A 22,661-nucleotide genomic window follows, 5' to 3' on the forward strand; every position below is an offset into this window, starting at 1 on the left:
CGGGGTGACAGAATTGGGAAAGAAGCTGCTTTTCAGACATCTTCTTAGTGATAAGGACCGGTGCTTATCTTTCCCAGAACGGAGGCGGGGTCATCCCCAGCGCACGCAGATATACATATCCCTGCCCGCGGTGGTGTATTTCATTGTCAATAAAATAGAACAGGGAAGCATAAATCTGGTTTTCATACTGGCCAAAGGCAACATCTGTTTCCTGGAAGCGCTCCGGGGAAATCTGTGGCCAGAAAGCATCGATCTGTTCTGTGACCTTATCCCAGAGTTCAAGAATACCTTCCCTGGTTTTTGGCGTGGGCATGTCGTCCATATTGTCCCATTTTCCTGTGGCCACTCCTACAATACCCGGCCGGGCGATCTTTATCATTTCCATAGCCAGTTCTGCGAACGGGCGCATACCGCCTATGGAGAATTCGAAAAGTTCTTTTTCCGGGAAGGCCTCTATGACGCGACGGGTAAGCCTGCGGTGTCCCTGCCAGTGATTAACAAGGTCTTCGGAAGTAACTACGGGATGACCGATGGTTGCGTTTTCAACATTTTTGTTTTCCATGATTCTGAAGTTTTAAGGTTTCTGTACTACAAAGTAAATAGCAGGTGGTGACAGCCCTATGTCAACAGGAAAAAAGGAATTTTTAAAATAATTGTTATTGTAGTATTTGTCCTTTTATTTTTTTGAAAATGAGTTATTTGTCGTCCGTATAATTCGGTTAAGTGTCGTTGGAACGAAAGGAAGAATATCCGGGGAACACAGGTAAGTTGTACATTCGTTTGAAGAAATAGAACAGAAGAGTTAAAACGCAACCAACGATTTATTATGTCAGGAAACTTGTCCGATACCGTTATAGACTGTAAAGAAATTTCCTTTGTCCGAAAGGGATTTACCATTTTGGATACTGTTTCTTTTCAACTACAGCACAACGAATTCCTCGCTATTGTGGGGAGGTCCGGCGCCGGGAAAACCACTTTGGGAAGGTTGCTTGCCAGAAAACTGCAACCTGTTTCCGGAGAACTTATGGTCAGTGCAGCCCGAATAGTGATGGTGGAACAGCAGGACCGGTTTCTGTCTGTTTCCGGAAGGGGGAATACGCATTACAGTCAGCGGTACGAGGCACAGGATACTTCAGACCTGTTAAGTGTTGATGGATATTTACGCCGGGTTCGGAAGGAGATCGGGGTAACAAATGAAGACATCAACAGGGTAGTGGAGCAAACGGGTATAGCCCATATTACCGATAGCAAATTGCTTCAGCTTAGTAACGGAGAGCGAAAACGGACCCAGCTGGCCGTGGCCTTGCTTCGCAAACCGGAAATGCTGGTGCTGGACCAACCTTTTGTGGGGCTCGATGTAGCGTCCAGGGAAAAATTGTCGGAGATTTTGCAGGATATGGTAAATAAAGCTGCCGTAATTCTTATTTGCGGGGCCAACCAGGTTCCGGATTTTACAGATAAAGTGCTGGAACTCGAAAAAGGCAGGGTAACAACCTTTCGGGACCGGGAGGCTTACAATCCGCCGCAAGACCGGGAGCACTTTGCATTGAACGGGACGCTTTTCAGTAAATTACAGCTACCGGCCGATAAAAAGGTGTTTGATACCATTGTGGATATGACAGATGTCAATGTAAGACTTGGCGGGAAGCATATACTGAAAGACATCAACTGGAAAGTGAAAAGGGGAGAGCAATGGGCCCTTATCGGCCATAATGGTGCCGGGAAAACCACATTACTCAGCCTGATCACTGCCGATAATCCGCAGGGCTATAACAACAACCTGACGCTGTTCGACCGTCGTCGCGGTACGGGAGAGAGTATCTGGGATATCAAAGGGGAGATAGGTTTTGTATCTTCCGAACTGCATCTGTATTTTTTGAGGGGAAAAGGCATATTCAATACCATACCCGGTATAGACAATGGTTCCGGGGAAATCTACAGCACTTTAAGTTGTCTGGATGTTATCGTATCCGGTTTCAATGATGAAGTGGGGCTGGTTACCGAACCATCCGAATACCAGTTGAACATTGCGGGGCAATGGTTACACATTCTGGGATTGGAACGTTTGGAAAAAAGTCTTTTTGCCCATGCTTCGCTCGGGGAACAGCGAAGTATACTGCTGGCACGTGCCCTGGTGAAATTCCCTTCCCTGCTTATTCTGGACGAACCGCTACAGGGACTGGACGATCACCAGACGACATATTTTAAGGCACTTCTGAACCGGCTTTGTGAAACCCTGGGCACGACCATGATCTACGTATCGCATTACAGGGATGAAATACCGGATTGTGTAAGCCATATCATTGAGATCAGCCGGGGAGAAGTGGTCCGGAAGGCACATCTTAACTGATTTTAACACAGGAGAAAGTTGATAAACATTTTGATAAGGGCTATATTTAAGGAGTGTTTATTAAAAATCAGACGTATGCTAAAAACAATATTACTTTCGTTGGGCCTGATGTTCTGCTGCTATGGCAGTGCACAGAATTGCAAACAGGACCTGAAACTTATCCTTTCAGAAGGGGAGCACCTTTTTAAGGAGATACACTTTAAGCACAAGGGAAAAGAAACTCGTCGGGGTTTTCTCGAAAACCTGTCGTATGTTGACCATCAGGGCAGGATACACGGTGTGGTTCCTGATACAGTGTATAATGTTATGGTAAACAATGAGATCAATTTTAAAAAGAAAACCGGAGCAACGGATATGGTAATCAGTGAAACCGGAACGCAATACAAAGTGATTTTCAGTGGAGAAGTGGTGAAGTTTATTCCTTCAGAAGAAAATAGTCGCCTTAAACCCTTTGCCATAAATTGCAATACCAATATGCTGATCCTCGGAAAGGAGAAAATTGAACTGGAAAGGAAAAAAGTAGTTGTAGAATATCCTGATAACATATTCAAAAGTCAGTGGGAAGGTTATTTGTGGACACCGGCCGAAAAAAATTCAGAGCATGTTTTGTCCTATAATTTCACTATTGCCAAAATACGGAATAATGGTAAGACCTATATTGAAATAAAAACTCCGGATGACAGGAGTTACAGATTATTATCGAGCTAAGTTCATTCTTTCTTTCCGTATGAAAGAAATACCCGGAAGCATTTCAATACTTCCGGGTATTTTTCTATTAGATTGTACTATTGACGTTCTACATTGTACAGGTTATAGTCCGTCATCGGGGCATCCGTAAAACCGAGGTTACGGCCTATGGTAATGACCTGTCCCCGGTGATAAGTACTGTGGTTAACACTGTGCATTACATATTCGAAACCCCGAAAATCGGAACTGAACCACGGGCTTTCGATCAGGATTTTTTCTTCGATGTTCTCTTCTGCCAATGTATTGATGTAGTCGGCAAGTTCCGAGGATTGTTTTAAAATACCCGTAAAGACATCTTCCAGGGTACCGCTAAATGCTTCGAAGGTTAGGGGTTCTTCTTTCTTTAAAATGGAAAACCAGTATCTTTCGGTTTGCCAGATATGTACCAGGGTCTGCTTTATACCGGGAAAGCTGGAAGGAACCTCTTGCTCCACAACATTTTCAGGTTTGGTTCTTAACCATTCAACGAGCCGGGTATTGGCCCAGAGGTTGTAATTGGCGTAGTTTTTCGTTAAAGAACTGATAACGGCCTCTTTTGTTTTGACCGGTGGTTTTGCTTGTGACATGTTTTGCGATTTGGATCTTGTTAAAGATAACACATCGCAGTGACAACAGTGTGGCGGCAGCAACAGAAATTCAAAGAAATAATATAAAGAATTCCCCCGGCCTTAATTTTGCCGGGGGATTATATTATCTACAGATCACTTTTTTATAAGTTCTTTGATCTCCACATCAAACACCAGGTCGGCATTGGGTGGAATGACCCCGCCGGCCCCGGCTTCACCATATCCGAGGTGAGATGGGATAAACAGCCGGGCCCTGTCACCCACATTCATTTGCAGCAATCCTTCTTTAAATCCGGGGATCAGGGGAGAATCGGGGCCGTATAACATACGGACGGGAGTGTAGCCTCCGGCCTGTTTTCTTCTTTCGTTCACAGCGTGGAATTTTTCGGCTATGTTCAATATGTTGGAATCGAACAGTTTGCCCGAATCGAGGAAACCTGCATAATTGACCATGACATAACTTCCTTCCCGGGGCTTTTCGCCGTTTTCTGCCTTGTTGACGTATAATATTTTCAGCCCGCTGGGCAGTTCTTCGGCCTTACTTTGCTGTTTTTCGAAGGTGGCTGCCATATCTTCTGCAGCCTTTTTTGCTTCTTCCTCCCGCTTGTTTACCCTGTCAAAATAGTTGGTCATCACCTTAACGGCATTGAATTTCCTGGCCTCCTTGCCGTTCCGGATAATGGTGACTTTGCTCATCACCACATCTTTCAAAGGTTTGTTGTTTTCCGGATCGGTTTTTACTTGGGCTATGGTATCTACAACCTCCAGTCCTTTTACCACTTTGCCGAACACGGTATGGCGACCGTCAAGATGCGGTGTGGGAGCATGAGTAATGAAGAACTGACTGCCATTGGTACCAGGTCCCGCGTTGGCCATGGACAAGATACCTTTACTGTCGTGTTTTAGCGTATCCACAAACTCGTCTTCGAACTTATAACCCGGACCAGACTTCCCGGTACCGGACGGGTCGCCGCCCTGTATCATAAAATCCTTGATCACCCGGTGGAAAGTGACCCCGTTGTAATACTTTTTGTTTTTAAGGCTGTCCGAAACAAAAGGGTTGGTCCCTTCGGCCAGCGACACGAAATTGGCCACCGTAACCGGGGTTTGTTCATAGTATAATTGCAGGACCATCTCGCCCTTGTTTGTTTCTATATCGGCAAAAATGCCGTCGCCGAGGTCGGAGTGTTTGGTACTTTTACACCCGATGGAGAGCAGGGCGAGAAGCAGAAAAGCTACATTGATTTTTTTCATTTATGCTATTGTTTATGGTTTTTAGTTGTTTAATTCCGGAATCCGGTAATTTATTAATTATATAACTCTTTGTTACATGGTCGGGTTTTACGGCAGTTATTGGAGGGTATCACCAACCGCTGTTTCCGTGCCGTTACTACCGGTTTGTATGCTGTCTTTCGCAATGTCCAGTATGTCTATTAAGGTCACAGTACTTTTAACGGGTACGTTGACACCTACCCTGTTTTCGTCACCGTGGTAGCCATAGGCCAGGGAGGAGGGAAACATAAAAGTGGCCGTTTCTCCTTTTTTTAATAATTTCACTGCTGTGCGCAATCCCGGGAACAGATCTTCCTTATCCACTTTAAAACGCACTTCCCCGATCTCTTCTTTACTGTATATAATACTGTCATTGAGGTAGCGGATATCATAATTGATGTGTATTACATCGTCCGGTTGTGGCGTATAGGCCGCCGTACTGTCTTTTGTCTGATAAAAATACCAGTAACCGTTGGGAGAAGTGTAATAGGTGTGTACGCTGTCCTTTTGTATCAGTGCCTTGATGAAATTTTGTTCCTTTTCCAGGAGCCCTTTATTTCTTTCCACTGATTTTTTAAAGAATTCACCTGTTTTAACAGTTACGGGGCGACGGGCTTCGGGTTCCTTGCAGCTACAGATAATCAGCCCGGAACACAGCAACAGAAAAAAGCGGTTTATGTTTTTTTTGTAGTGATTCATCGGGTTAAATCCTCTTTATAATCGGCCAGTAGTGTTTTGAATTTTTCCACGGTCTTTGGCATGGGGAGGTCACTTCGGCCTCCTGCGGCATTGATATGACCACCGCCGTTGAAGTGCTTCCTTGCCAGTTTGTTTACAGAGAAATCACCAACGGAACGAAGGGATAATTTTATAAAATCTTCCTGGGTATCTTCAATAAAGATCACTGAAAACCGGACGTCCTTGAGCGACAATCCGTAGTTGACAAAACCTTCGGTATCTCCCTTTTTAAACCCGAATTGTTCGAGTTCCTTCCGGCTGAGGGTAATATAAACGGTATTGTATTCTTCCAACAACACCAGGTTTTTGAGCGCACACCCCAGCAGGTGGAGCCTGCTGATCCCGTTAGTGTCATAAACGGCACTGTGTATCTTCGCATTTTCGGCTCCTTTGTCGATAAGGTCGGCTACAACCTTGTGCGTAATACTGGTTGTGGAGGGAAACCGGAACGATCCGCTATCGGTCATGATCCCTGTATAGATACATGTGGCGATATCCTTGTTTATTTTTTCACGATGCCCCAGGCTGTCCAGGAAGTGATATATCATTTCGCAGGTAGAACCCATTTTGGGATCGGAATACATATAGGTGGCATAATCGCCCGGTTGTTCGTGATGGTCGATCATTGCAAAGACCGCTTTACTGTCTTCCAGCACGGGCTTCATGTCCTCTACGCGGTCCAGCGAATTAAAATCGAGCGTAAAAATAAGGTCGGCCTCGTCAATAAGGGCCTTTGCGGTTTTGCGTTTGGTCCCGAATTTCAGGATATGTTCGTTGCCGGGCATCCATTTCAGGAAATCCGGGTATTCGTTGGGGGCAATAACCGAAGCATTGTGCCCCATAAGTGTTACATAGTGATATAAGGCGAGGGAAGCCCCGATGGCATCCCCGTCCGGGTTTTTATGTGGAACGATGACTATGTTTTTCGGGGCGGCCAGCACGGGCCCGAGTGCGTTGATGTTCGTGTTCATAAGCGGCTAAGATACAATTTATCCTGATTTTTTATTAAAAATTACTTCCAAGATATACGGCTGTTAAAATTGCTGATCCAAAAAAAGTATAACACAGGGTTAATACGGCAAGTCGTACATTTGTTGCTCATTAAAAACGAACAAATGCGACGATTATTTTTACTCCTGTTCTCTGTGTATTTTTTGGGATGCCATTCGGCGAAGCAGGTGTCGTCTGTTCCGGAGGAAGAGACCGGTTATGTCATAGCTTTCGGATCGTGTAATAACCAAAGACTCAAAAACGTGCTCTGGAAAGCGGTGCTGGAAAACGACCCCGAAGTGTGGATTTGGGGCGGGGATAATATTTATTCGGATACGGATAGTATGGAGGTGATGCAGCAACACTACAACAACCAGTTGCAGAAAAAAGATTACCGGGAGGTTATGCAACATATGAAAATACTGGGAACCTGGGACGATCACGATTACGGACTGAACGACGGAGGGGCAGCGTATCACGCTAAAAAGGAAAGCCAGCGGCTTTTCCTGGATTTTATGGGCGTGGATGAGAACGATCCCCGACGCAACAGGGAAGGGGTCTACCATTCGGAAGTAATTGAAACTGCCCGGGGAACCATCAATATCATTGTGCTGGATAGCCGTTATTTCCGTTCGGCATTGACCGAAGCCGGGGAAAGCGGGAAAAGGTATGAACCTAATCCTTATGGCGAGGGGACCATGCTGGGGGAGCGGCAATGGCAATGGCTGGAGAAGGAACTGTCTTCTTCCGAAGCAGATTTTAACCTTATTGTAAGCAGTATCCAGTTTTTATCCGGGGAGCACGGATTCGAGACCTGGGGCAATTTCCCGCATGAGGTGGACCGGTTAAAGCGGTTGATAGCAGATTCCGGGGCCCGGGGCGTGATTGTCCTTTCGGGCGACCGGCATATATCCGAATTTTCCAGGGCTTCGGTAAAAGGAGTACCGTATCCGCTTGTGGATTTTACCAGCAGCGGACTTACACATTCTTATTCGGCATTCACTTCCGAATACAACCCTTATCGCGTTGGTGAGGTAGTCTCTGATATCAGCTTCGGCCTGCTCCGGCTTGATTTTGAGAAAAAGGAAGTGACTATGCAGATACGGGGCAGGGGAAATAAGGTGTTGGGGGAATTGGTACAGCGATATTAGTTTTTTGGTGCCGCTCCGGGATCCGGAGGTGCACTGTATTTCAATGAGGAATATGGCAGGACAGGAGGTAATATCTTGTTTGTGATCAGGAACACTACCAGAAATCACCCTTTCAACTGTGCTGTGAGTTTCACACATTCCACTGCTTCCCTTACATCGTGAGTACGTAATATGTGCGCTCCCTTGAGTAAAGCTATGGTATTCAGTACGGTGGTGCCGTTCAGGGCTTTCTGTGGGGTGCTGCCGAGCAATTTGTATATCATGGACTTCCGGCTTATGCCTACAAGCAAGGGTAATTCGAAATGGTGCAACAACTCCATGTGGTTCATTAATTCGTAATTGTGTGCAAGTGATTTGGCAAAGCCGAAACCGGGGTCGATAATAAGGTCGTTAATACCTGCTTTTCGTGCTTCGGCTACTTTTTCGGAAAAATAATAACAAACCTCTTTGGTGATGTTTTTGTATTGCGGTGACTGTTGCATGTTTTGCGGTGTACCTTTCATATGCATCATGATGTAGGGGACCTGTAATTCCCCTACAGTGGCGATCATCCCGGAATCGAGGTTCCCGGCGGAAATATCGTTGATAATGGCTGCACCTTCCTGTACGCATGCCCTGGCCACAGCGGCACGAAAAGTGTCTGCGGAGATCAGTATACCCGGAAAATGCCTGACCATCAGTGCAATTACGGGCACGATACGCCGCAATTCTTCTTCTTCCGAAACGTGTTCGGCGCCCGGACGCGAGCTGTAAGCCCCTACATCTATGAAAGCAGCCCCTTCGTCCAGCATTTTTTCCGTTCGGTGCAGTATACCGGTTTCATCCTTATATTTTCCGCCGTCGTAGAAAGAATCGGGGGTAATGTTGAGTATCCCCATGACTTTCGGGGTGGAGAGGTCGGTCAGTTTGCCTTTGCAGTTTATGGTCATTGTTATACAGGTTTGCTACAGCCTTATTTTTGCCGCGGATATTAAGTCGGTTTATGCTGCCGTAAGGCAGAAGATAATAAAAACGTCCGTATATCCTTGGCTCAAAAATAAAGACAATAATTGCTGTTTTTCCGCTTGCGCGGTGAAATTTCCCTTCAGGAGTTGAGCAATTCAAAAAATTAAGCGAAATTTACGCAAAATACATTCAACAGTATGCAGGATACTTCAAAACAATACGACGAAGTGATTGCCGCTTGTCGCGAATTGTTCGTTAATAAGATGAAAGATTACGGAAGTGCATGGCGGATATTACGATTGCCTTCCCTTACCGACCAGATATTTATAAAAGCCCAGAGAATACGAAGTTTACAGGAAAAGAAAACCCGGAAGGTGAACGAAGGGGAAGCCCCCGAATTTATCGGGATCATCAATTATTCGGTCATGGCATTGATACAACTGGATAAAGGCATTGCCGAACAGCCCGACCTGAATGTTGAAGAAGCTACGGCACTGTACGATGAAAAAATAGGGGAGACCAGGGCCCTGATGGAAGCCAAGAACCACGACTACGGCGAAGCCTGGAGAGACATGCGGGTCAGTTCCCTTACCGATCTGATCCTTCAGAAGCTGTTGCGTGTTAAACAAATAGAGAGTAACGAAGGCAAAACCCTGGTCAGTGAAGGTATTGATGCCAATTACCAGGATATGATAAATTATGCCGTTTTTGCGTTAATATTATTAGACCGTTAACCCGTGGAGATGCACGACCGTGTATCTCGACATGCCTGTTGTTCAAATGCAGATATCAATCCCAAATCTGAAATCATAATTCGTATAACATAATGAAATATATCGTCAACCTGTCCAGGATCATAGTCGGGATTTTGTTTATCATCAGCGGGGCCATAAAGCTGAACGACCCCGTGGGATTTTCGTTCAAACTCGAAGAATATTTTGCTCCTGATGTACTAAACCTGCCTTTCCTGTCACCTTATGCACTGGGTATTGCGCTCTTCCTGGTAGTCCTGGAGGTAATGCTGGGCATTATGCTGCTCCTGGGCTATAAATCGAAATTCACGGTCTGGAGCCTGCTGCTCATGATAGTGTTCTTTACCTTCCTGACCTTTTATTCGGCATACTTCAACAAGGTGACCGACTGCGGTTGTTTTGGCGATGCCATAAAACTGACCCCGTGGGAGTCCTTCAGTAAGGACGTGGTGTTGTTAATACTTATTCTCCTGTTATTCTTCGGCAGAAAATATATTAAACCCCTGGCGTCGCCAAGGATAGGGCTTATAGGGACGGTCGTTGCCCTGGCCGCCTGTATCCTGTTTGCCGATCATGTACTGAACCACCTGCCCGTTATAGATTTTCGTCCGTACAAGGTCGGGGCAAACATAGAGGAAGGAATGATCATCCCCGAAGGCGCTCCGAAACCCATCTATGAATATTCCTGGAAATTCGATGTGGACGGCTCGGAGAAGGTAATTGTAACCAACGGGGATTATCCGTCGGTAGATGGCGAGTTTATCAGTGTGGATACTAAAGAGATACAGAAAGGATATGAACCTCCCGTCCATGATTTTACTATTGAGAAAGGAGGAGAGGACTATGCGGAAGCCATGCTGGCAGAGGACAGGCTTATTATGGTTATTGCCTATGACCTGCGGAAGGCAAGCCCCGAAGGGATGGAAAAACTGAAAGGGGTGACCGACAAGGCCATTGCCGATGGGTATAAAGTGATCGGAATGTCGGCATCGGACGAAAAACTGACCCTGCCGGCCCAGAAGGAATACGGACTGGACTTTGAATTTTACTTTACCGATGCCACTACCCTCAAAACCATTGTCCGGTCTAATCCCGGTATCCTGAAACTGCACCGGGGCACCATTCAGCAAAAACTGCATTTTAATGATGCAGATGAACTGGACACAGACTAAAATATTATTTTAAATTTGTAACATTGTCTTTATCAGGAAGACATGTTCCGGTCTTGTGAGAAGACCATTAAAACTGTCGAGGCCTTTTGCCGATAAATAAAAAACTGCTATGAAAAAGAATGTTTTGACCGTATTCTTTACGGTCGTTAGCCTGGCGCTCTATGCCCAGACCCGGGAGTTTTCAGAAGAAGCGTTGCAGGATGTGTTCCTCACTACGGAAGGAAATGATATTACCTTTTCGGAGATTCTGGATGCCAATAAGGGAAAAACACTGTTTATAGATGTCTGGGCTTCCTGGTGTAAGGATTGTCTGGAGAGTATCCCCGAATTAAAGGAAATCAATGCCAGGCACGGTGATGTGACTTTTATCTTCCTGTCTCTGGACCGCAGTGTGAAAGGCTGGGAGAGAGGCCGTAAAAAACATAAACTGGATTACGGGCAGCACTATTTCATCAAGGCCGGATGGAAGAAAAGTCCTTTCTGTCAGTCCATTGAACTGGACTGGATACCGCGGTATATGGTGGTGGACCCGGAAGGAAGAATAGCGCTGTTCAAAGCTATAGAAACTGATGACACACAATTAATAAATACCTTAAACCAAACCATAAAATGAGAAAAAAAATTGTTGCCGGAAACTGGAAAATGAACAATGATTTAGGGCAAACCGAAGCGCTTTTGTCCAAACTGCTGAAAAAGATGCCGGAAACCGAGACAGAGGTAATGGTGGCCCCCGCATTTACCAACCTCAGAATGGCTTTTGATACCCTGATCCAGAGTCCTGTTGAAGTGATAGCACAGAACATGCACTTTGCGGAAAACGGGGCTTATACAGGAGAGATTTCTGCGGATATGCTGAAAAGTGTAGGGATACAGACTGTTATCCTGGGGCATTCCGAAAGAAGGGCATATTTTAATGAAACTGATGAAACCCTGGCAAAAAAGGTAGACACTGCTCTCGAACATGATATGACCGTAATGTTCTGCTTTGGAGAAGAGCTGGAAGACCGTAAAGGTGATAATCATTTTAAAGTCGTAGAGAGCCAACTGGAAAAGGCGCTGTTCCACCTGAAGGCGGCAGCCTGGAAAAACATTATCCTCGCCTACGAACCCGTATGGGCCATAGGAACAGGAGAAACAGCCACTCCCGAACAGGCACAGGAAATGCACAAATTTATCCGTAAAACCGTTGCGGAAAAATACAGTGACAAGGTTGCCGATGGCGTATCCATCCTTTACGGCGGTAGTGTAAAACCACAAAACGCCAAAGAGATCTTTTCACAGCCTGATGTTGACGGCGGACTTATAGGAGGGGCCTCTCTGAAAGCCAAGGATTTTGTGGCTATTGTAGAAGCGATATAATATAGCAACGGTTATATGCCTGAAAGCATTTTTGCTTCAGTTGAAAACTGGGGAGACTGTCACGTCGAATGTGGTCGGATATTTTACCTGAACCCGACTGTGCCCGGAGTGGCAGTCCTTTCATCTACAACCGCAGTTTGCCTGTTACTTCTTTTTTTTGCCCATTCGGTATAATGCTTCCTCCGGAAAAGGAAATACGATAGTGGAGTTTTTTTCAGCAGCAATGTTGGAGAGTGTCTGATAGAGGCGGAGTTTAATGGCAGAGGGCGATTTATCGATGAGCTCTCCCGCTTCAACCAGGGCTTTTGCCGCTTGTTTTTCGGCCTCGGCAAGGATAATACGTGCCCTGCGCGAACGTTCGGCCTCGGCCTGGTTGGCCATGGAACGTTTCATGTTTTCAGGGAGTTCGATATCCTTGATCTTTACATCTATGATGGTAATGCCCCAGTCTTTGGTTTCATTATCTACAATTTCCCGGATATTTTCGCCTATTTCTTCCCGTTTGGAAAGTATAGTGTCCAGTTCCACTCTTCCGCAAACATCCCGCAGCGAGGCCTGGGCCAGTTGTGATATGGCAAAATGATAGTCTTCCACTTCCAGTATGGACTGCGTGGCATTTATGATCCGGAAGAAAAGGACGCCGTTGATTTTTGAAGGTACATTATCCTCCGTCATAATTTCCTGGGTGGGGATATTGATGGTAATTACCCGGATATCTACAAACTGGGTGGTTTCTATAATGGGGATAATCCACCGGAATCCGGGATTAAGTACTTTTACATAACCGCCCAGCCTGAATTTTAATGCTCTTTTGTATTCAAAGACGATACGTATCCCCGAAAGGAAAAACAGAAAGGCGAATATTAGAAAAATTGGCAGAACAGACATTGTTATGTGATTGTATAAGCCTTATAAAGTTAAGTAATAATTATTTGATAATCAATATTTTATTTGTTTTTTAGTGGATTTCGTTCTGAAAGTGGTGGTTTGAAGCGCTACCCGGAGCCAAACTGTTGCTGTTCGTCACAGAATAAGGAAGGTATTTGCAGGGAAGGGAAGTAGTCATAAACAGCCCAAATATCCGGATGGCCTTAAAGACTGTTGATTAGTTTCCATAAAAGCATGCACTCCATTTAAACGTACCGTTGTATTTTTACCGGGTAAATTCAATATCATGGACACGTCATATATCGCTTGTCATTTTAAGGTGGAACCTTCTCAACCGGGAACGGAGATACTGATTGCCGAACTCGGGGATATCGGGTTTGAGAGTTTTGTAGAAAATGAAGAAGGAGTCACGGCCTACATACAGAAGAGCGAATGGACTCCTTCCTGTCTGGATGATCTTTTTATTTTAAAGAACGAAGAGTTCAGTATCACCTATGATCTGGAGGAAATAGAGCAGGTGAACTGGAACGAGGAATGGGAAAAAAACTTCCGCCCCATAGAAGTAGACGGAACCTGTACCGTAAGGGCACCGTTTCACCCTGATCCCGATACGAAGTATGATATTATTATCGAACCCAAAATGAGTTTCGGGACCGGGCATCACGAGACCACACATATGATGATACAACATTTGCTGAAACTTGACCTTGCCGGCAAAAAGGTCCTGGATATGGGCTGTGGTACGGGAGTACTTGCCATCCTGGCCGAAAAACTGAGAGCTTCTGCAGTGGATGCCATAGATATTGATAACTGGTGTTACCAGAATTCCCTGGAAAACGTGGACAGGAACCGCTGCAAAAATATCTCCGTATATGAAGGAGATGCCGGCCTGCTTGAAGGAAAGCATTACGATGCGATCATTGCCAACATAAACAGGAACATCCTGTTGGAAGACATTCCCGGATATGCGGCCTGCTTACGTACGGATGGTATATTATTGCTAAGCGGATTTTACAGGGACGATATACCTGTTATTGATGAACTATGTGTAAAATTTTCATTAAATTCTGTGGAAAAATTCGAAAAAAATCACTGGGTAGCGGTCAAATATAAAAAGGGGGGATCCCGGTGATTTTCCTGTCAGGGAACTGCTAAAAGCCGATATACGGGTGTTTGACCGGTATTTAAGAGCTCCGGGAGTAAACAGAAAAAATACACCGTACCGATCTGTTCCCTGAAAACCGGGATCTCTCAAAAATAAATTTTGTTTAATTTTGTATAAAAGTTGTTCACATCATACCTTTATAGCAATGCGTATAAAAGAAAACATACACTTACGGGAACACACCGATGAGCTGGAAAACACGGCGGGTCTATGCCGTGCTTCCCTTCAGGAGGAAACCATGGAAGAGGTGTTGGTGGAAGAGGATGTGCAAAAACAAAACGAGATCGTCCTGTACAACGACGATGTCAATACTTTCGACCATGTAATAGAAACCCTGATACAGGTGTGCGACCACACTCCCGAGCAGGCCGAGCAATGCTCCATTATCGTACATTATAAGGGAAAATGTACCGTAAAAACCGGGGCATACGAAGATTTGAAGCCCCGTTGTTCCATGCTTCTGGATGCCGGCCTGAGTGCGGAGATCGTATAGACTCCTGCTTTCCGCCATTTATTCTTATTCTTGTTTTTCTGCGGGCTGTAAGGCCTTGAACAGCCCGAATGCTTTAAAAAGGTGAAACAATCCGGGAAGTATCAGTACCGAGCCCGCGAGGAGGGCTGAGGCTATGGAGTTGATGACAGCCTTGTCCGCAATCTTCTCATAAATACTTACGGGGCCTTCCGTGGTAAAGATCAGGTTGGGGAAGTTGGATTGTGCCCATGCCCCGAGGATAAGAAATACTTGGATGGCGACAATGGCCCTTACCGTTATTTTTTTTCCTTTTCCCAGGAATATCCATATCGGGATCAGCAATGAACTGGCCAGTACTACCAATGCTATGCTGAACAGGTTGTCAAAGAAATGATCGATAAACATTTCGCGGGCATAAAAACCGTAGCCGAAAATAAGCATACTGCTCAGGGCGACCATAATATTTGCCTTTCTGGCTTTTTTGATAAACAGCCGTTGCTCTTCCCCGGCAGTCTCACCTACCAGGAACACTGCCGATAAAAAGGCAACGAGCGAAGCGACAAACATTCCCATGAATAGGGAAGTCACATTAAACCAGGGATTGATATAAACCTCGGTAAAACTGTGGTTTTCCATGGCATCTACGGGGATGAGTTTACCGGAGATCAGTGCGCCGGCACTGATGCCCAGTAGAAACGGGGTGATAATGCTGGAATACTGGAATAATTTGTTGTATACTTTTTGCGAACCGTCAACTACCGCGTCGTAATGCCGGAAGATAAAAGCCGTTCCCCTTACAACAATGCCGAACAGTAATAAAGTGAGCGGAATGTGTAACTGGGTGGTGATAATGTAGTAGTAGTTCGGGAACGCGATCCACATGATAACAATGACAATGATAAGCCATACGTGATTGGCTTCCCATACCGGTCCTATGATCTGGTAGGCGATTTTTTTGGTGACTTTCCTGTTCTCCCCCGAAGAGAGCAATTCGAGGATGCCCACACCAAAATCCGCACCGCCGAAAATGATGTAGAAATATACCGAAACAAACAGGAACAAAAATACTATGGTGGTCATTTTTTAAGAGATTTGGTTTTCGGATCATCGGTTTTCCGGCCCATGGGCGGAGTCGAAGGGTGACGGTTAAACACTGTAATCTGTCTTCCCATCAACCAGCTCACGGCTATGGCAAGCACAACGTATAAAAAGATAAAGAGGAACAGGCTGTATTCGATCCCGTTCATCGGGGTAACGGAATCTTCCGTGCGCATGATATTGTAGATTACCCAGGGTTGCCGTCCCACTTCGGTTACGATCCACCCTGCCTCAACGGCTATAAATCCCAGCGGGGCCGCGAGGGCAAATAAAAGCCAGAACCATGTTTTCTGAAGTAGCGATCGTTTTTTCCTGCTTATAAAGAAAATAATGGCCAGCAGGGCCAGAAAAGTACCCAGCCCTACCATGAGCTGAAAGGCATAGTGTGTAATGGCCACGGGAGGAAGGTTTTCCTGCGGAAAATCATTAAGCCCTTTTACTTCTGCATTAAAATCGCCGAAAGCGAGGAAAGAGAGCATTTTCGGAATTTCTATCTTGTGGGTAACCTCTTGTGTTTCTTCGTTGACGATACCGCCGATGTAGAGCGGGGCACCCTTTTCGGTATGGTAATGGGCCTCAAGGGCAGCGAGTTTTACAGGTTGCCGCACAGCGATATCCTTTGCGGAGATATCGCCGCTTATGGGTTGTAATATGGCAGCAACAGCGCCGAAAGTAATGGCAATGTTAAAAGCCTTTCGGTGTACCGCAATATTTCGCTTTTTATAGATCTGCCAGGCGTGTATCCCCGCCACGGCGAATCCCGTAGCGGTGAAAGCGGCAAGAACCATGTGCAGGGCCTGTGAAAACCAGGCATCGTTCAACAGGGCCTGTACGGGATCGATATTCAGGAACTCGCCGTTTACATAATCAAATCCCGTAGGTGCATTCATCCAGCCGTTGGCCGAGACCACGAGGATACCTGAGGCCACACCGGCAAGGCCTATGATAAGCCCGGTAAACCAGTGGAACCATTCACTCTTTATCTTTTTCCAGCCATACAGGTAAAACCCCAGGGCAATGGCCTCCACAAAAAAGGCTGCGCCTTCCAGCGAAAAGGGCATCCCGATAATAGGGCCGGCATGCAGCATGAATTTCGGCCATAACAACCCGAGTTCAAACGAAAGTATGGTGCCCGATACGGCTCCGGTGACAAAGAAGATGGCCACACCTTTCTGCCAGGCTTTGGTGAGGGAAAGGTATACCTTGTCCCTGGTCTTTAGCCATTTGTAGTGCGAAACTACCATAAAAAAGGGCATGACCATACCAATACAGGCAAAAACGATGTGAAAGATCATTGAAACGGCCATTTGCAAGCGGGCGGCATCAAGGGTTTCCATAGGCGGGAAGTTTACCCTGCAAATTTACGGCTTTATACCCGTATTTCCCGGTTTGCAAGTGTTAAAGATAACAGATTCCGAAGTGGAAAACGATTGAAAATAAAGTACTGCGATACCGGACATAAAATAAAGCTTTCACTATCCGAAATCTGTTATCAGTTTTATACCGTATGCTTTTAATTTTATTCCTAATACGATAATCCGGGCGTTTTTTTCAGGTATTGGTCCGTCTGCAGTTGCATTAAAAGGAACATGGCCATATCTGCTTTGGATATCTTTAATGTGACAGACCGGTCATCAGGGGGAAATCCGTGCCTGAAATTACCGGTGGCCTTACCGTCTGTAAAAGCCCCGGGACGGACGAGGGTCCAGTCCAGGTCACTGTCCGTTACATATTTTTCCTGTAACAGGTGATCCCGGTAAGCTTCTTTCAGGTACCAGCCGAACATGACGTATTTCCAGAAAAAATTGAGGTTCCCCCTGCTGTCACCTGCGCCGAGGGTACTTTGACAAATAAGGCGTTTTACTCCGGTTTTCCGCATCCCTCTGATAATGTTCCGGGTGCCCTGTGCCCGTATTGTGCCTTTCCTGCCTGCACCGAGGACACAAATTACGGCATCGTGGCCTTTGATGGCCTTTTCTACCGCAATTTCGTCCAGGACATTTCCTTCCGCAATGTTGAGGTTGTCGTGTTCAATATCCTGTGACCTTTCCCTGTTCCGGGTAAATGCTGTTACCGAATACCCCAGGGTGAGGGCCTGTAGCACCAGCGGTTTTCCAATATTGCCGGTGGCGCCGAAAATGATAACTTTCATAATTGTTGTTTTTTATCAAAATTAAGAAGGAAAATATGCCGTAGATAGAACGAAACCGACACTGTTGTTAAACCGATATGTGCAATTTTTCAGCAATGCGCTGTGTGGTTCCTGAAATAAGGAGTATTTTAACGGCATCGATAATTTGGGAAGAAAATAAAAAATGGTCATTACCCTGCATGAAGGCGAATACCTGGGCCAGACCAGGAAAAGTATGGAGTGTGATTCCATGAAGTTCAGTCAGACCTTTCATGGAAATAACAGCCGTACAAAAACGCACAGGCACGAGAACCAGTATTTCAGTATGCTGTTAAACGGAGTGTACCTGGAAAAAAATGAAATTTCCGAAACCCGGGTGTTGCCCGGAGATGCATTGTTCAGGCCGGAGGGGTATGTGCATCAGAATTACTTTACAGACAAGGACGTGCACTGCTTTAATGTGGAATTCGGGAAGGAATGGATGCACAAATACGACAGTGATTTTAAATTCCCGCAACAGATGCTCCATTTCAAAGCGGGTATAACTCCTTTTTTGGTCCGGATGCTCGTGGGGTTTATGAAGGGTGGGCAAACGGACCTGGTTGAAGAAACAGTTGCCGATTTCCTTTTACGGGTTAATGAAAAATCTGTAAAATTACGCCAGCCCTGGCTGGAAAAACTGCTTGATATATTGAAAAACGAATTGGAAATATTCCATTCGTTGCACTCATTATCTGAAAGAGTTGCTGTTCATCCCATCTATATGGCCCGTGCATTTAAACAAAATACCGGGATGACCATAGGTCAGTACCAGTTGAAAATGAAACTGGCCAACGCATTTCACTTGCTTGTAAATTCGTCCACACCTGTTAGTGAGATCAGTCACCTGAACGGTTTTTATGACGATCCGCATTTTATCAACTCCTTTAAGTCCCGCTACCGTATTTCGCCACATCAGTTCAGGTTATTGCTAAAAAGTTAATCTGCTACAATTTTTTGATAACAAGGTCTTTTTTCTTTGCCTGAAAACAAATAACAATGAAAAAAACAGGCATTCATTTACCGATCCTATCCCTTTGTTTGATCATTTTCACTTCATATTATGGTTACGGGCAAGACGACGTATTCCGGTATGAACTGGATTTAACAGGAAAAAACGATGCGTTTAACGTAAGCCTGCAAACGCCCCGGTTATCAGAAAAGGATAGTGTATACAGTTTCGTTTCCTATGCGCCCGGTGTTCACCAGCCTTTGGATTTTGGCCGTTTCATAAAGGTTTTTAAGGTGTATGACAAGTACGATAAAGAACTTCTTACCAAAAAAATATCGACCAATAGTTTTGAGATATGTGAACCTGCAAAGGTGGACAGGATTGTCTATGAGATAGATGATTCGTTTGATATGAGTATCGATTACCATCCCATTTATCCCATGAGCGGGACCGGGATTACGGAGAACTTCACCATCATCAACACTTTTGGTGTATTCGGATATTTTGAACATCGTAAGGACAATCCCGTCGAACTCCGGTTAAAATTTGACGGAACGCCAAAAGTAGGAACGGCCTTGAACAGGAATAATAAAGGCGTGTATGAAGCAGACTCTTACTATCACTTTACGGATTCCCCGATACTGATCGGAGAAAAGCTGTCATATGCATCGGCCATGATTAACGGTATCCGGGTTGAAGTGTTCGCATATTCCCCCGACGAAGAAATATTCTCCGCACAAAGTATCCTGGAGAATGCCAGACCCATTTTAAATGCAGCCACGGAGTACATCGGTTATGCCCCGGTTCCGCGATATACCTTTTTAATGTATTTTTCCGATGAAGACGATAAGATAAAAATGCCGGTTTTTAACTATGCCGGTGCGTTGGAACATTCGCTGAGTTCAACTTACACATTGCCTGCCAAACGCAGGTTTATTCCTTATCTGAAAAATAACATAGCCCATGAGTTCATGCATATTTTAAGTCCGTTGCACCTGCATAGCAATGTCCTGGCAAACTTTGATTACGCGCATCCTTCTTCCGGGGACCAGCACCTGTGGTTGTATGAGGGGCTGACCGAATGGGTGTCATACAAAATGCAGGTAAGTGCGTGCCTGGTCGGTTTTGAGGATTATCTGCACTACCTGTCGGAAAAAATAACGAATAGCCAAAACTACAGTACCGATTATAGCCTGACACGTCTCAGCAGGGAGTGGTCTACGGATGAAGGCAATAAGCAGTACAATAACATCTACCAGCTGGGAGCGCTCACCGCGGCCATGCTCGATATTAAACTCCTGCAACTTTCCGGCGGGGAAAAAGGATTGCGCGAAGTTTACCTGGAACTGATAAAAAAATACGGGAAAGACCACCCTTTTGACAACGATACTTTTTTCGATACGCTGGTGGAAATGACCTATCCGGAAATCCGGGATTTTATTGATGAACACATCAGGGCCAATACGCCCTTTGATTTTGAGAAAGAACTAAAAGCAGTAGGGGTACAATACCTCCCGAAGCGTAAAAACAGTGAGAACAAGTCCACCCCCGGAATAACTATTCGTTTCAGAAGCAGAACAAAAGCGGTTATAACATCGATTTCTCAGGATTACAAGGGATCGGTATTGAGAAAAGGGGACATCGTTACCCACATTAACGGTAAAGAGCTCACCCGTGACTCATTCGATAAAATAATGACTGCGATTCAGGAAATGAAAACAGGAGAGACGTATCAAATCAATCTTATCCGGGATGGCCGAAAAATGGAAGTTACGGAAAAACTGTATCCCGAATACGACAGGAACGTATTGGAAATCGATCCGGGCGCCACCCCGGAGGCTGTTAAACTGCGGGAAAGGTTAAAGTAACTTGAATAATGGATAAGGAGAAAATATTTCCGTCGTGTTTAACGGGATGAATTTTAATATCTTCTTTGATCATTCCTGGTATAAGTTCAATATCGGTTTCAATGATACGCCTTATTATTTTTCTTGATATGAATTTACAGGAAATTATAGGAGGTACTCTTAAACATTGCCCGCGTTGGAATAAAACCTGTTATGGGTTGTCCTGTGTAAAACCATTCAGAAAATCGGATGGGGTATGGCCTGTGAATTCCTGGAAGGTACGTATAAAGTGTGACTGGTCGGCGTAACCATTGTCATAGGCAATATCCGTGAGCTTTGAATAGTTGTCGGATTGTAATTGCATCATGGCCGATTGAAACCGGCATATCCGGGCGTAAAGCCGGGGTGAAATACCTACGTGTTCCCGGAATTTACGTTCAAAAGTACGCTCGGAAACCTGTATGTCCGTTCGAAGGGTCTTTAACGGCAGGTCACCTTTGGCCAGTGTTAAACGGGAAGTGGCATAAATGAGTTTCCGGTCCATGACAATCTTTTTCCGTTTCGTCAAACGGAGAAGAAAATCCGAAAGGACAGCCTTTCGGGCTTCGGTTGAAGTTGAAGCGGAAAGGCGTTCCCTCACATGTTTTGCTTCCGGAAAGGGCAGCAACTCGAGATCGACACAATTGTCCCTCAGTTCATCGGCACGTATGCCGAACAGGGAGCGTATAACATGAGGGTACAGGAAAAATATAATGGCATTGACTTCTCCGAAGGTGTAAATATTTATGGGTTTTATGGTCTGGCCATAAAGGAACAGGGCCGATAATTTTTTGCGGTTCAGAAATATATCGGCCCCGGATTCCATATACATGATACCGGGACAACCATCGGCAAAGAAAGGCATGTCGTTGGGCAGGTGGTCCGGTCCCGATTTTTGAAAAGACAGGACGGATTTCACGTACGGCTGCAGTGTTTCCGGGATGGTATATTCGTTAAGGTTTTGCACAATTTGTTTTTTTGTAAAATGTATTCGGGACGACTGCTGCAAAAATAGAAAGCACAATTTACACAAAATTGAACAAAACCTACAGGCATATAGCGGTTTATAAATAGCTATTCACCTTCTGCGGTAAGAAACTCCTCAATAAGGATTATGGTCGCTTCAGGTGTTTTGCTGTTTTCCTGCACTGTGCAGATTTCCGCGATATAGGACCCGTGATTTGCCGGGAGGATCATCAATCTTGCATTGGGAATCATACGGGACATTTTTGCAGCGTGTTCGGGTAATACGATATCCCGGTCACCGATAAGGATAAGGGAAGGGGCTTTTATGGATTGTAACGCTTCATCTTTCCAGTCCTTAAACCGTAACACTCTTTCCTTGTCTTTGTCGTGCATGGTTTGTAGCCCTTTTTTATCCGGGTTTACGTCCAGGAAAGCTTCTTTTAAAGGGGTGGGCATGTTTTCCAGGCTGGCGTTTTTCATCCCTTCGAAAAATCCGGGGGGCAGTCCGTTCCGTTGGTAAAAGGAAGAGGCTATAACCAGTTTGTTTACGATCTCCGGGTGTCTCATGCCGATTTTCATGGCAGTGTTTCCCCCGTTGCTGAACCCGAAAAAATCGGCTTTATCTATCCCGAGATGAGCGAGAAGTGCGGCAATATCGTCAGCATCCTGTTCAAAAGATACCGGAGTGTCCCTGTCTTCCGTACGCCCGTGAGCCTGGAGATCCATGGCGATGATTTTCCTGTTTTCAGACAGCATGGGGATCACGTTTCCGAAATTGCTCTGTATGGTAGAGCCCCCGCCGTGGATAAGCACCAGAGGGATTTTGCCTTCGCCGTATATTTCATAATACATCTTTATACCGTTTACGGGGGCATATCCGGACGTAAACGAAGTTTTCGGGTTTTGGGATAGTGCAGTGTTCATAGTGGTTATGTAAATCAGCAGTATTAAAAGATCTGTTCTCACGGTTGTAATTTGTTTGAATGGTACTGTACACGATTAATTTGGGGGCGGCAGGAGCA

At 45.3% G+C, this 22,661-nt stretch carries 23 protein-coding genes; 11 read left to right on the top strand and 12 right to left on the bottom strand.

What is annotated here, in order from left to right; all coding sequences use genetic code 11:
* Positions 1-64: 64 nt before the first annotated feature.
* Positions 65-562, bottom strand: a complete 498-nt coding sequence (locus tag LS482_RS17695) for a DinB family protein (protein ID WP_233028841.1) — start codon at positions 560-562, stop codon at positions 65-67.
* Between the two features lie 264 nt (positions 563-826).
* On the opposite strand from LS482_RS17695, the gene LS482_RS17700 reads away from it, so the two are divergent.
* Positions 827-2,350, top strand: a complete 1,524-nt coding sequence (locus LS482_RS17700) for an ATP-binding cassette domain-containing protein (RefSeq protein ID WP_233028842.1) — start codon at positions 827-829, stop codon at positions 2,348-2,350.
* A 75-nt stretch (positions 2,351-2,425) separates the two neighbouring features.
* Complete coding sequence (locus LS482_RS17705; RefSeq protein ID WP_233028843.1) at positions 2,426-3,058, top strand: hypothetical protein; 633 nt, start codon at positions 2,426-2,428, stop codon at positions 3,056-3,058.
* Positions 3,059-3,135: 77 nt separating this feature from the next.
* On the opposite strand, the gene LS482_RS17710 is transcribed toward LS482_RS17705, so the two are convergent.
* From LS482_RS17710 to LS482_RS17725, 4 genes are all read right to left on the bottom strand, one after another.
* The gene (locus LS482_RS17710; RefSeq protein ID WP_233028844.1) at positions 3,136-3,663 is read right to left on the bottom strand and encodes a DinB family protein; all 528 of its coding nucleotides are present in this window, start codon (positions 3,661-3,663) and stop codon (positions 3,136-3,138) included.
* A gap of 135 nt (positions 3,664-3,798) precedes the next feature.
* The gene (locus LS482_RS17715; protein ID WP_233028845.1) at positions 3,799-4,917 is read right to left on the bottom strand and encodes a peptidylprolyl isomerase; all 1,119 of its coding nucleotides are present in this window, start codon (positions 4,915-4,917) and stop codon (positions 3,799-3,801) included.
* Positions 4,918-5,013: 96 nt separating this feature from the next.
* Positions 5,014-5,634 (bottom strand): gliding motility-associated peptidyl-prolyl isomerase GldI, encoded by a 621-nt coding sequence (gene gldI, locus LS482_RS17720; protein WP_233028846.1) that lies wholly within the window; start codon positions 5,632-5,634, stop codon positions 5,014-5,016.
* Positions 5,631-6,644: a DHH family phosphoesterase gene (locus tag LS482_RS17725; protein ID WP_233028847.1), complete on the bottom strand. Its 1,014-nt coding sequence runs from the start codon at positions 6,642-6,644 to the stop codon at positions 5,631-5,633. Before LS482_RS17725 ends, gldI begins: the two co-directional genes overlap by 4 nt.
* Positions 6,645-6,788: 144 nt before the next feature.
* Here LS482_RS17725 and LS482_RS17730 point away from each other — a divergent pair, with 144 nt between their 5' ends.
* A complete protein-coding gene (locus LS482_RS17730; RefSeq protein ID WP_233028848.1) occupies positions 6,789-7,814 on the top strand; it encodes an alkaline phosphatase D family protein in 1,026 nt (341 codons plus the stop codon).
* 104 nt (positions 7,815-7,918) lie between these two features.
* Here LS482_RS17730 and folP read toward each other — a convergent pair whose 3' ends face one another.
* Positions 7,919-8,743: a dihydropteroate synthase gene (gene folP, locus LS482_RS17735; RefSeq protein WP_233028849.1), complete on the bottom strand. Its 825-nt coding sequence runs from the start codon at positions 8,741-8,743 to the stop codon at positions 7,919-7,921.
* A 213-nt stretch (positions 8,744-8,956) separates the two neighbouring features.
* Between folP and LS482_RS17740 the strand changes: the two genes are divergently transcribed.
* The 4 genes from LS482_RS17740 to tpiA all read left to right on the top strand — a co-directional run bounded on the left by LS482_RS17740 (position 8,957) and on the right by tpiA (position 12,042).
* Positions 8,957-9,493, top strand: coding sequence for a DUF1599 domain-containing protein (locus LS482_RS17740; RefSeq protein WP_233028850.1), 537 nt, complete (start codon positions 8,957-8,959; stop codon positions 9,491-9,493).
* A 92-nt stretch (positions 9,494-9,585) separates the two neighbouring features.
* Positions 9,586-10,683 carry a BT_3928 family protein gene (locus tag LS482_RS17745; RefSeq protein ID WP_233028851.1) on the top strand — a complete coding sequence of 366 codons (1,098 nt, stop codon included), beginning with the start codon at positions 9,586-9,588 and terminating at the stop codon, positions 10,681-10,683.
* Between the two features lie 109 nt (positions 10,684-10,792).
* Positions 10,793-11,296, top strand: coding sequence for a TlpA family protein disulfide reductase (locus tag LS482_RS17750; protein ID WP_233028852.1), 504 nt, complete (start codon positions 10,793-10,795; stop codon positions 11,294-11,296).
* On the top strand, positions 11,293-12,042 hold the full coding sequence (tpiA, locus tag LS482_RS17755) for a triose-phosphate isomerase (RefSeq protein ID WP_233028853.1): 750 nt from the start codon (positions 11,293-11,295) through the stop codon (positions 12,040-12,042). The genes LS482_RS17750 and tpiA overlap by 4 nt, the downstream gene beginning before the upstream one ends.
* 144 nt (positions 12,043-12,186) lie before the next feature.
* On the opposite strand, the gene LS482_RS17760 is transcribed toward tpiA, so the two are convergent.
* Positions 12,187-12,930, bottom strand: a complete 744-nt coding sequence (locus LS482_RS17760; protein WP_233028854.1) for a slipin family protein — start codon at positions 12,928-12,930, stop codon at positions 12,187-12,189.
* Between the two features lie 286 nt (positions 12,931-13,216).
* On the opposite strand from LS482_RS17760, the gene prmA reads away from it, so the two are divergent.
* Positions 13,217-14,062 (top strand): 50S ribosomal protein L11 methyltransferase, encoded by an 846-nt coding sequence (prmA, locus tag LS482_RS17765; protein WP_233028855.1) that lies wholly within the window; start codon positions 13,217-13,219, stop codon positions 14,060-14,062.
* A 271-nt stretch (positions 14,063-14,333) separates the two neighbouring features.
* On the top strand, positions 14,334-14,588 hold the full coding sequence (locus LS482_RS17770) for an ATP-dependent Clp protease adaptor ClpS (protein WP_233031853.1): 255 nt from the start codon (positions 14,334-14,336) through the stop codon (positions 14,586-14,588).
* 24 nt (positions 14,589-14,612) lie between these two features.
* Here the strand turns inward: LS482_RS17770 and LS482_RS17775 are convergent, their stop codons facing one another.
* The 3 genes from LS482_RS17775 to LS482_RS17785 all read right to left on the bottom strand — a co-directional run bounded on the left by LS482_RS17775 (position 14,613) and on the right by LS482_RS17785 (position 17,817).
* Positions 14,613-15,647, bottom strand: coding sequence for a cytochrome d ubiquinol oxidase subunit II (locus LS482_RS17775; RefSeq protein ID WP_233028856.1), 1,035 nt, complete (start codon positions 15,645-15,647; stop codon positions 14,613-14,615).
* Entirely contained in the window at positions 15,644-17,002 is a 1,359-nt protein-coding gene (locus LS482_RS17780; RefSeq protein WP_233028857.1) for a cytochrome ubiquinol oxidase subunit I, read from the bottom strand. Before LS482_RS17780 ends, LS482_RS17775 begins: the two co-directional genes overlap by 4 nt.
* 188 nt (positions 17,003-17,190) lie before the next feature.
* The gene (locus LS482_RS17785; RefSeq protein ID WP_233028858.1) at positions 17,191-17,817 is read right to left on the bottom strand and encodes an NAD(P)-dependent oxidoreductase; all 627 of its coding nucleotides are present in this window, start codon (positions 17,815-17,817) and stop codon (positions 17,191-17,193) included.
* Positions 17,818-17,980: 163 nt separating this feature from the next.
* On the opposite strand from LS482_RS17785, the gene LS482_RS17790 reads away from it, so the two are divergent.
* Positions 17,981-18,778 carry a helix-turn-helix transcriptional regulator gene (locus LS482_RS17790; RefSeq protein ID WP_233028859.1) on the top strand — a complete coding sequence of 266 codons (798 nt, stop codon included), beginning with the start codon at positions 17,981-17,983 and terminating at the stop codon, positions 18,776-18,778.
* 56 nt (positions 18,779-18,834) lie between these two features.
* Positions 18,835-20,655, top strand: a complete 1,821-nt coding sequence (locus LS482_RS17795) for a M61 family metallopeptidase (RefSeq protein ID WP_233028860.1) — start codon at positions 18,835-18,837, stop codon at positions 20,653-20,655.
* Between the two features lie 190 nt (positions 20,656-20,845).
* Here the strand turns inward: LS482_RS17795 and LS482_RS17800 are convergent, their stop codons facing one another.
* Together LS482_RS17800 and LS482_RS17805 are read right to left on the bottom strand one after the other, a co-directional pair.
* Entirely contained in the window at positions 20,846-21,640 is a 795-nt protein-coding gene (locus tag LS482_RS17800) for a helix-turn-helix domain-containing protein (RefSeq protein ID WP_233028861.1), read from the bottom strand.
* Positions 21,641-21,747: 107 nt separating this feature from the next.
* Positions 21,748-22,563: an alpha/beta fold hydrolase gene (locus LS482_RS17805; RefSeq protein WP_233028862.1), complete on the bottom strand. Its 816-nt coding sequence runs from the start codon at positions 22,561-22,563 to the stop codon at positions 21,748-21,750.
* Positions 22,564-22,661 lie beyond the last annotated feature (98 nt).

Origin of the sequence: Sinomicrobium kalidii (assembly GCF_021183825.1) — a bacterium.
In the GTDB taxonomy this organism is placed as follows: domain Bacteria; phylum Bacteroidota; class Bacteroidia; order Flavobacteriales; family Flavobacteriaceae; genus Sinomicrobium; species Sinomicrobium kalidii.

Excerpts from the sequence above, each read along its gene's own strand:
- LS482_RS17695 (WP_233028841.1), bottom strand. The coding sequence starts at position 562 with ATGGAAAACAAAAATGTTGAAAACGCAACCATCGGTCATCCCGTAGTT.
- LS482_RS17700 (WP_233028842.1), top strand. The coding sequence starts at position 827 with ATGTCAGGAAACTTGTCCGATACCGTTATAGACTGTAAAGAAATTTCC.
- LS482_RS17705 (WP_233028843.1), top strand. The coding sequence starts at position 2,426 with ATGCTAAAAACAATATTACTTTCGTTGGGCCTGATGTTCTGCTGCTAT.
- LS482_RS17710 (WP_233028844.1), bottom strand. The coding sequence starts at position 3,663 with ATGTCACAAGCAAAACCACCGGTCAAAACAAAAGAGGCCGTTATCAGT.
- LS482_RS17715 (WP_233028845.1), bottom strand. The coding sequence starts at position 4,917 with ATGAAAAAAATCAATGTAGCTTTTCTGCTTCTCGCCCTGCTCTCCATC.
- gldI (WP_233028846.1), bottom strand. The coding sequence starts at position 5,634 with ATGAATCACTACAAAAAAAACATAAACCGCTTTTTTCTGTTGCTGTGT.
- LS482_RS17725 (WP_233028847.1), bottom strand. The coding sequence starts at position 6,644 with ATGAACACGAACATCAACGCACTCGGGCCCGTGCTGGCCGCCCCGAAA.
- LS482_RS17730 (WP_233028848.1), top strand. The coding sequence starts at position 6,789 with ATGCGACGATTATTTTTACTCCTGTTCTCTGTGTATTTTTTGGGATGC.
- folP (WP_233028849.1), bottom strand. The coding sequence starts at position 8,743 with ATGACCATAAACTGCAAAGGCAAACTGACCGACCTCTCCACCCCGAAA.
- LS482_RS17740 (WP_233028850.1), top strand. The coding sequence starts at position 8,957 with ATGCAGGATACTTCAAAACAATACGACGAAGTGATTGCCGCTTGTCGC.
- LS482_RS17745 (WP_233028851.1), top strand. The coding sequence starts at position 9,586 with ATGAAATATATCGTCAACCTGTCCAGGATCATAGTCGGGATTTTGTTT.
- LS482_RS17750 (WP_233028852.1), top strand. The coding sequence starts at position 10,793 with ATGAAAAAGAATGTTTTGACCGTATTCTTTACGGTCGTTAGCCTGGCG.
- tpiA (WP_233028853.1), top strand. The coding sequence starts at position 11,293 with ATGAGAAAAAAAATTGTTGCCGGAAACTGGAAAATGAACAATGATTTA.
- LS482_RS17760 (WP_233028854.1), bottom strand. The coding sequence starts at position 12,930 with ATGTCTGTTCTGCCAATTTTTCTAATATTCGCCTTTCTGTTTTTCCTT.
- prmA (WP_233028855.1), top strand. The coding sequence starts at position 13,217 with ATGGACACGTCATATATCGCTTGTCATTTTAAGGTGGAACCTTCTCAA.
- LS482_RS17770 (WP_233031853.1), top strand. The coding sequence starts at position 14,334 with ATGGAAGAGGTGTTGGTGGAAGAGGATGTGCAAAAACAAAACGAGATC.
- LS482_RS17775 (WP_233028856.1), bottom strand. The coding sequence starts at position 15,647 with ATGACCACCATAGTATTTTTGTTCCTGTTTGTTTCGGTATATTTCTAC.
- LS482_RS17780 (WP_233028857.1), bottom strand. The coding sequence starts at position 17,002 with ATGGAAACCCTTGATGCCGCCCGCTTGCAAATGGCCGTTTCAATGATC.
- LS482_RS17785 (WP_233028858.1), bottom strand. The coding sequence starts at position 17,817 with ATGAAAGTTATCATTTTCGGCGCCACCGGCAATATTGGAAAACCGCTG.
- LS482_RS17790 (WP_233028859.1), top strand. The coding sequence starts at position 17,981 with ATGGTCATTACCCTGCATGAAGGCGAATACCTGGGCCAGACCAGGAAA.
- LS482_RS17795 (WP_233028860.1), top strand. The coding sequence starts at position 18,835 with ATGAAAAAAACAGGCATTCATTTACCGATCCTATCCCTTTGTTTGATC.
- LS482_RS17805 (WP_233028862.1), bottom strand. The coding sequence starts at position 22,563 with ATGAACACTGCACTATCCCAAAACCCGAAAACTTCGTTTACGTCCGGA.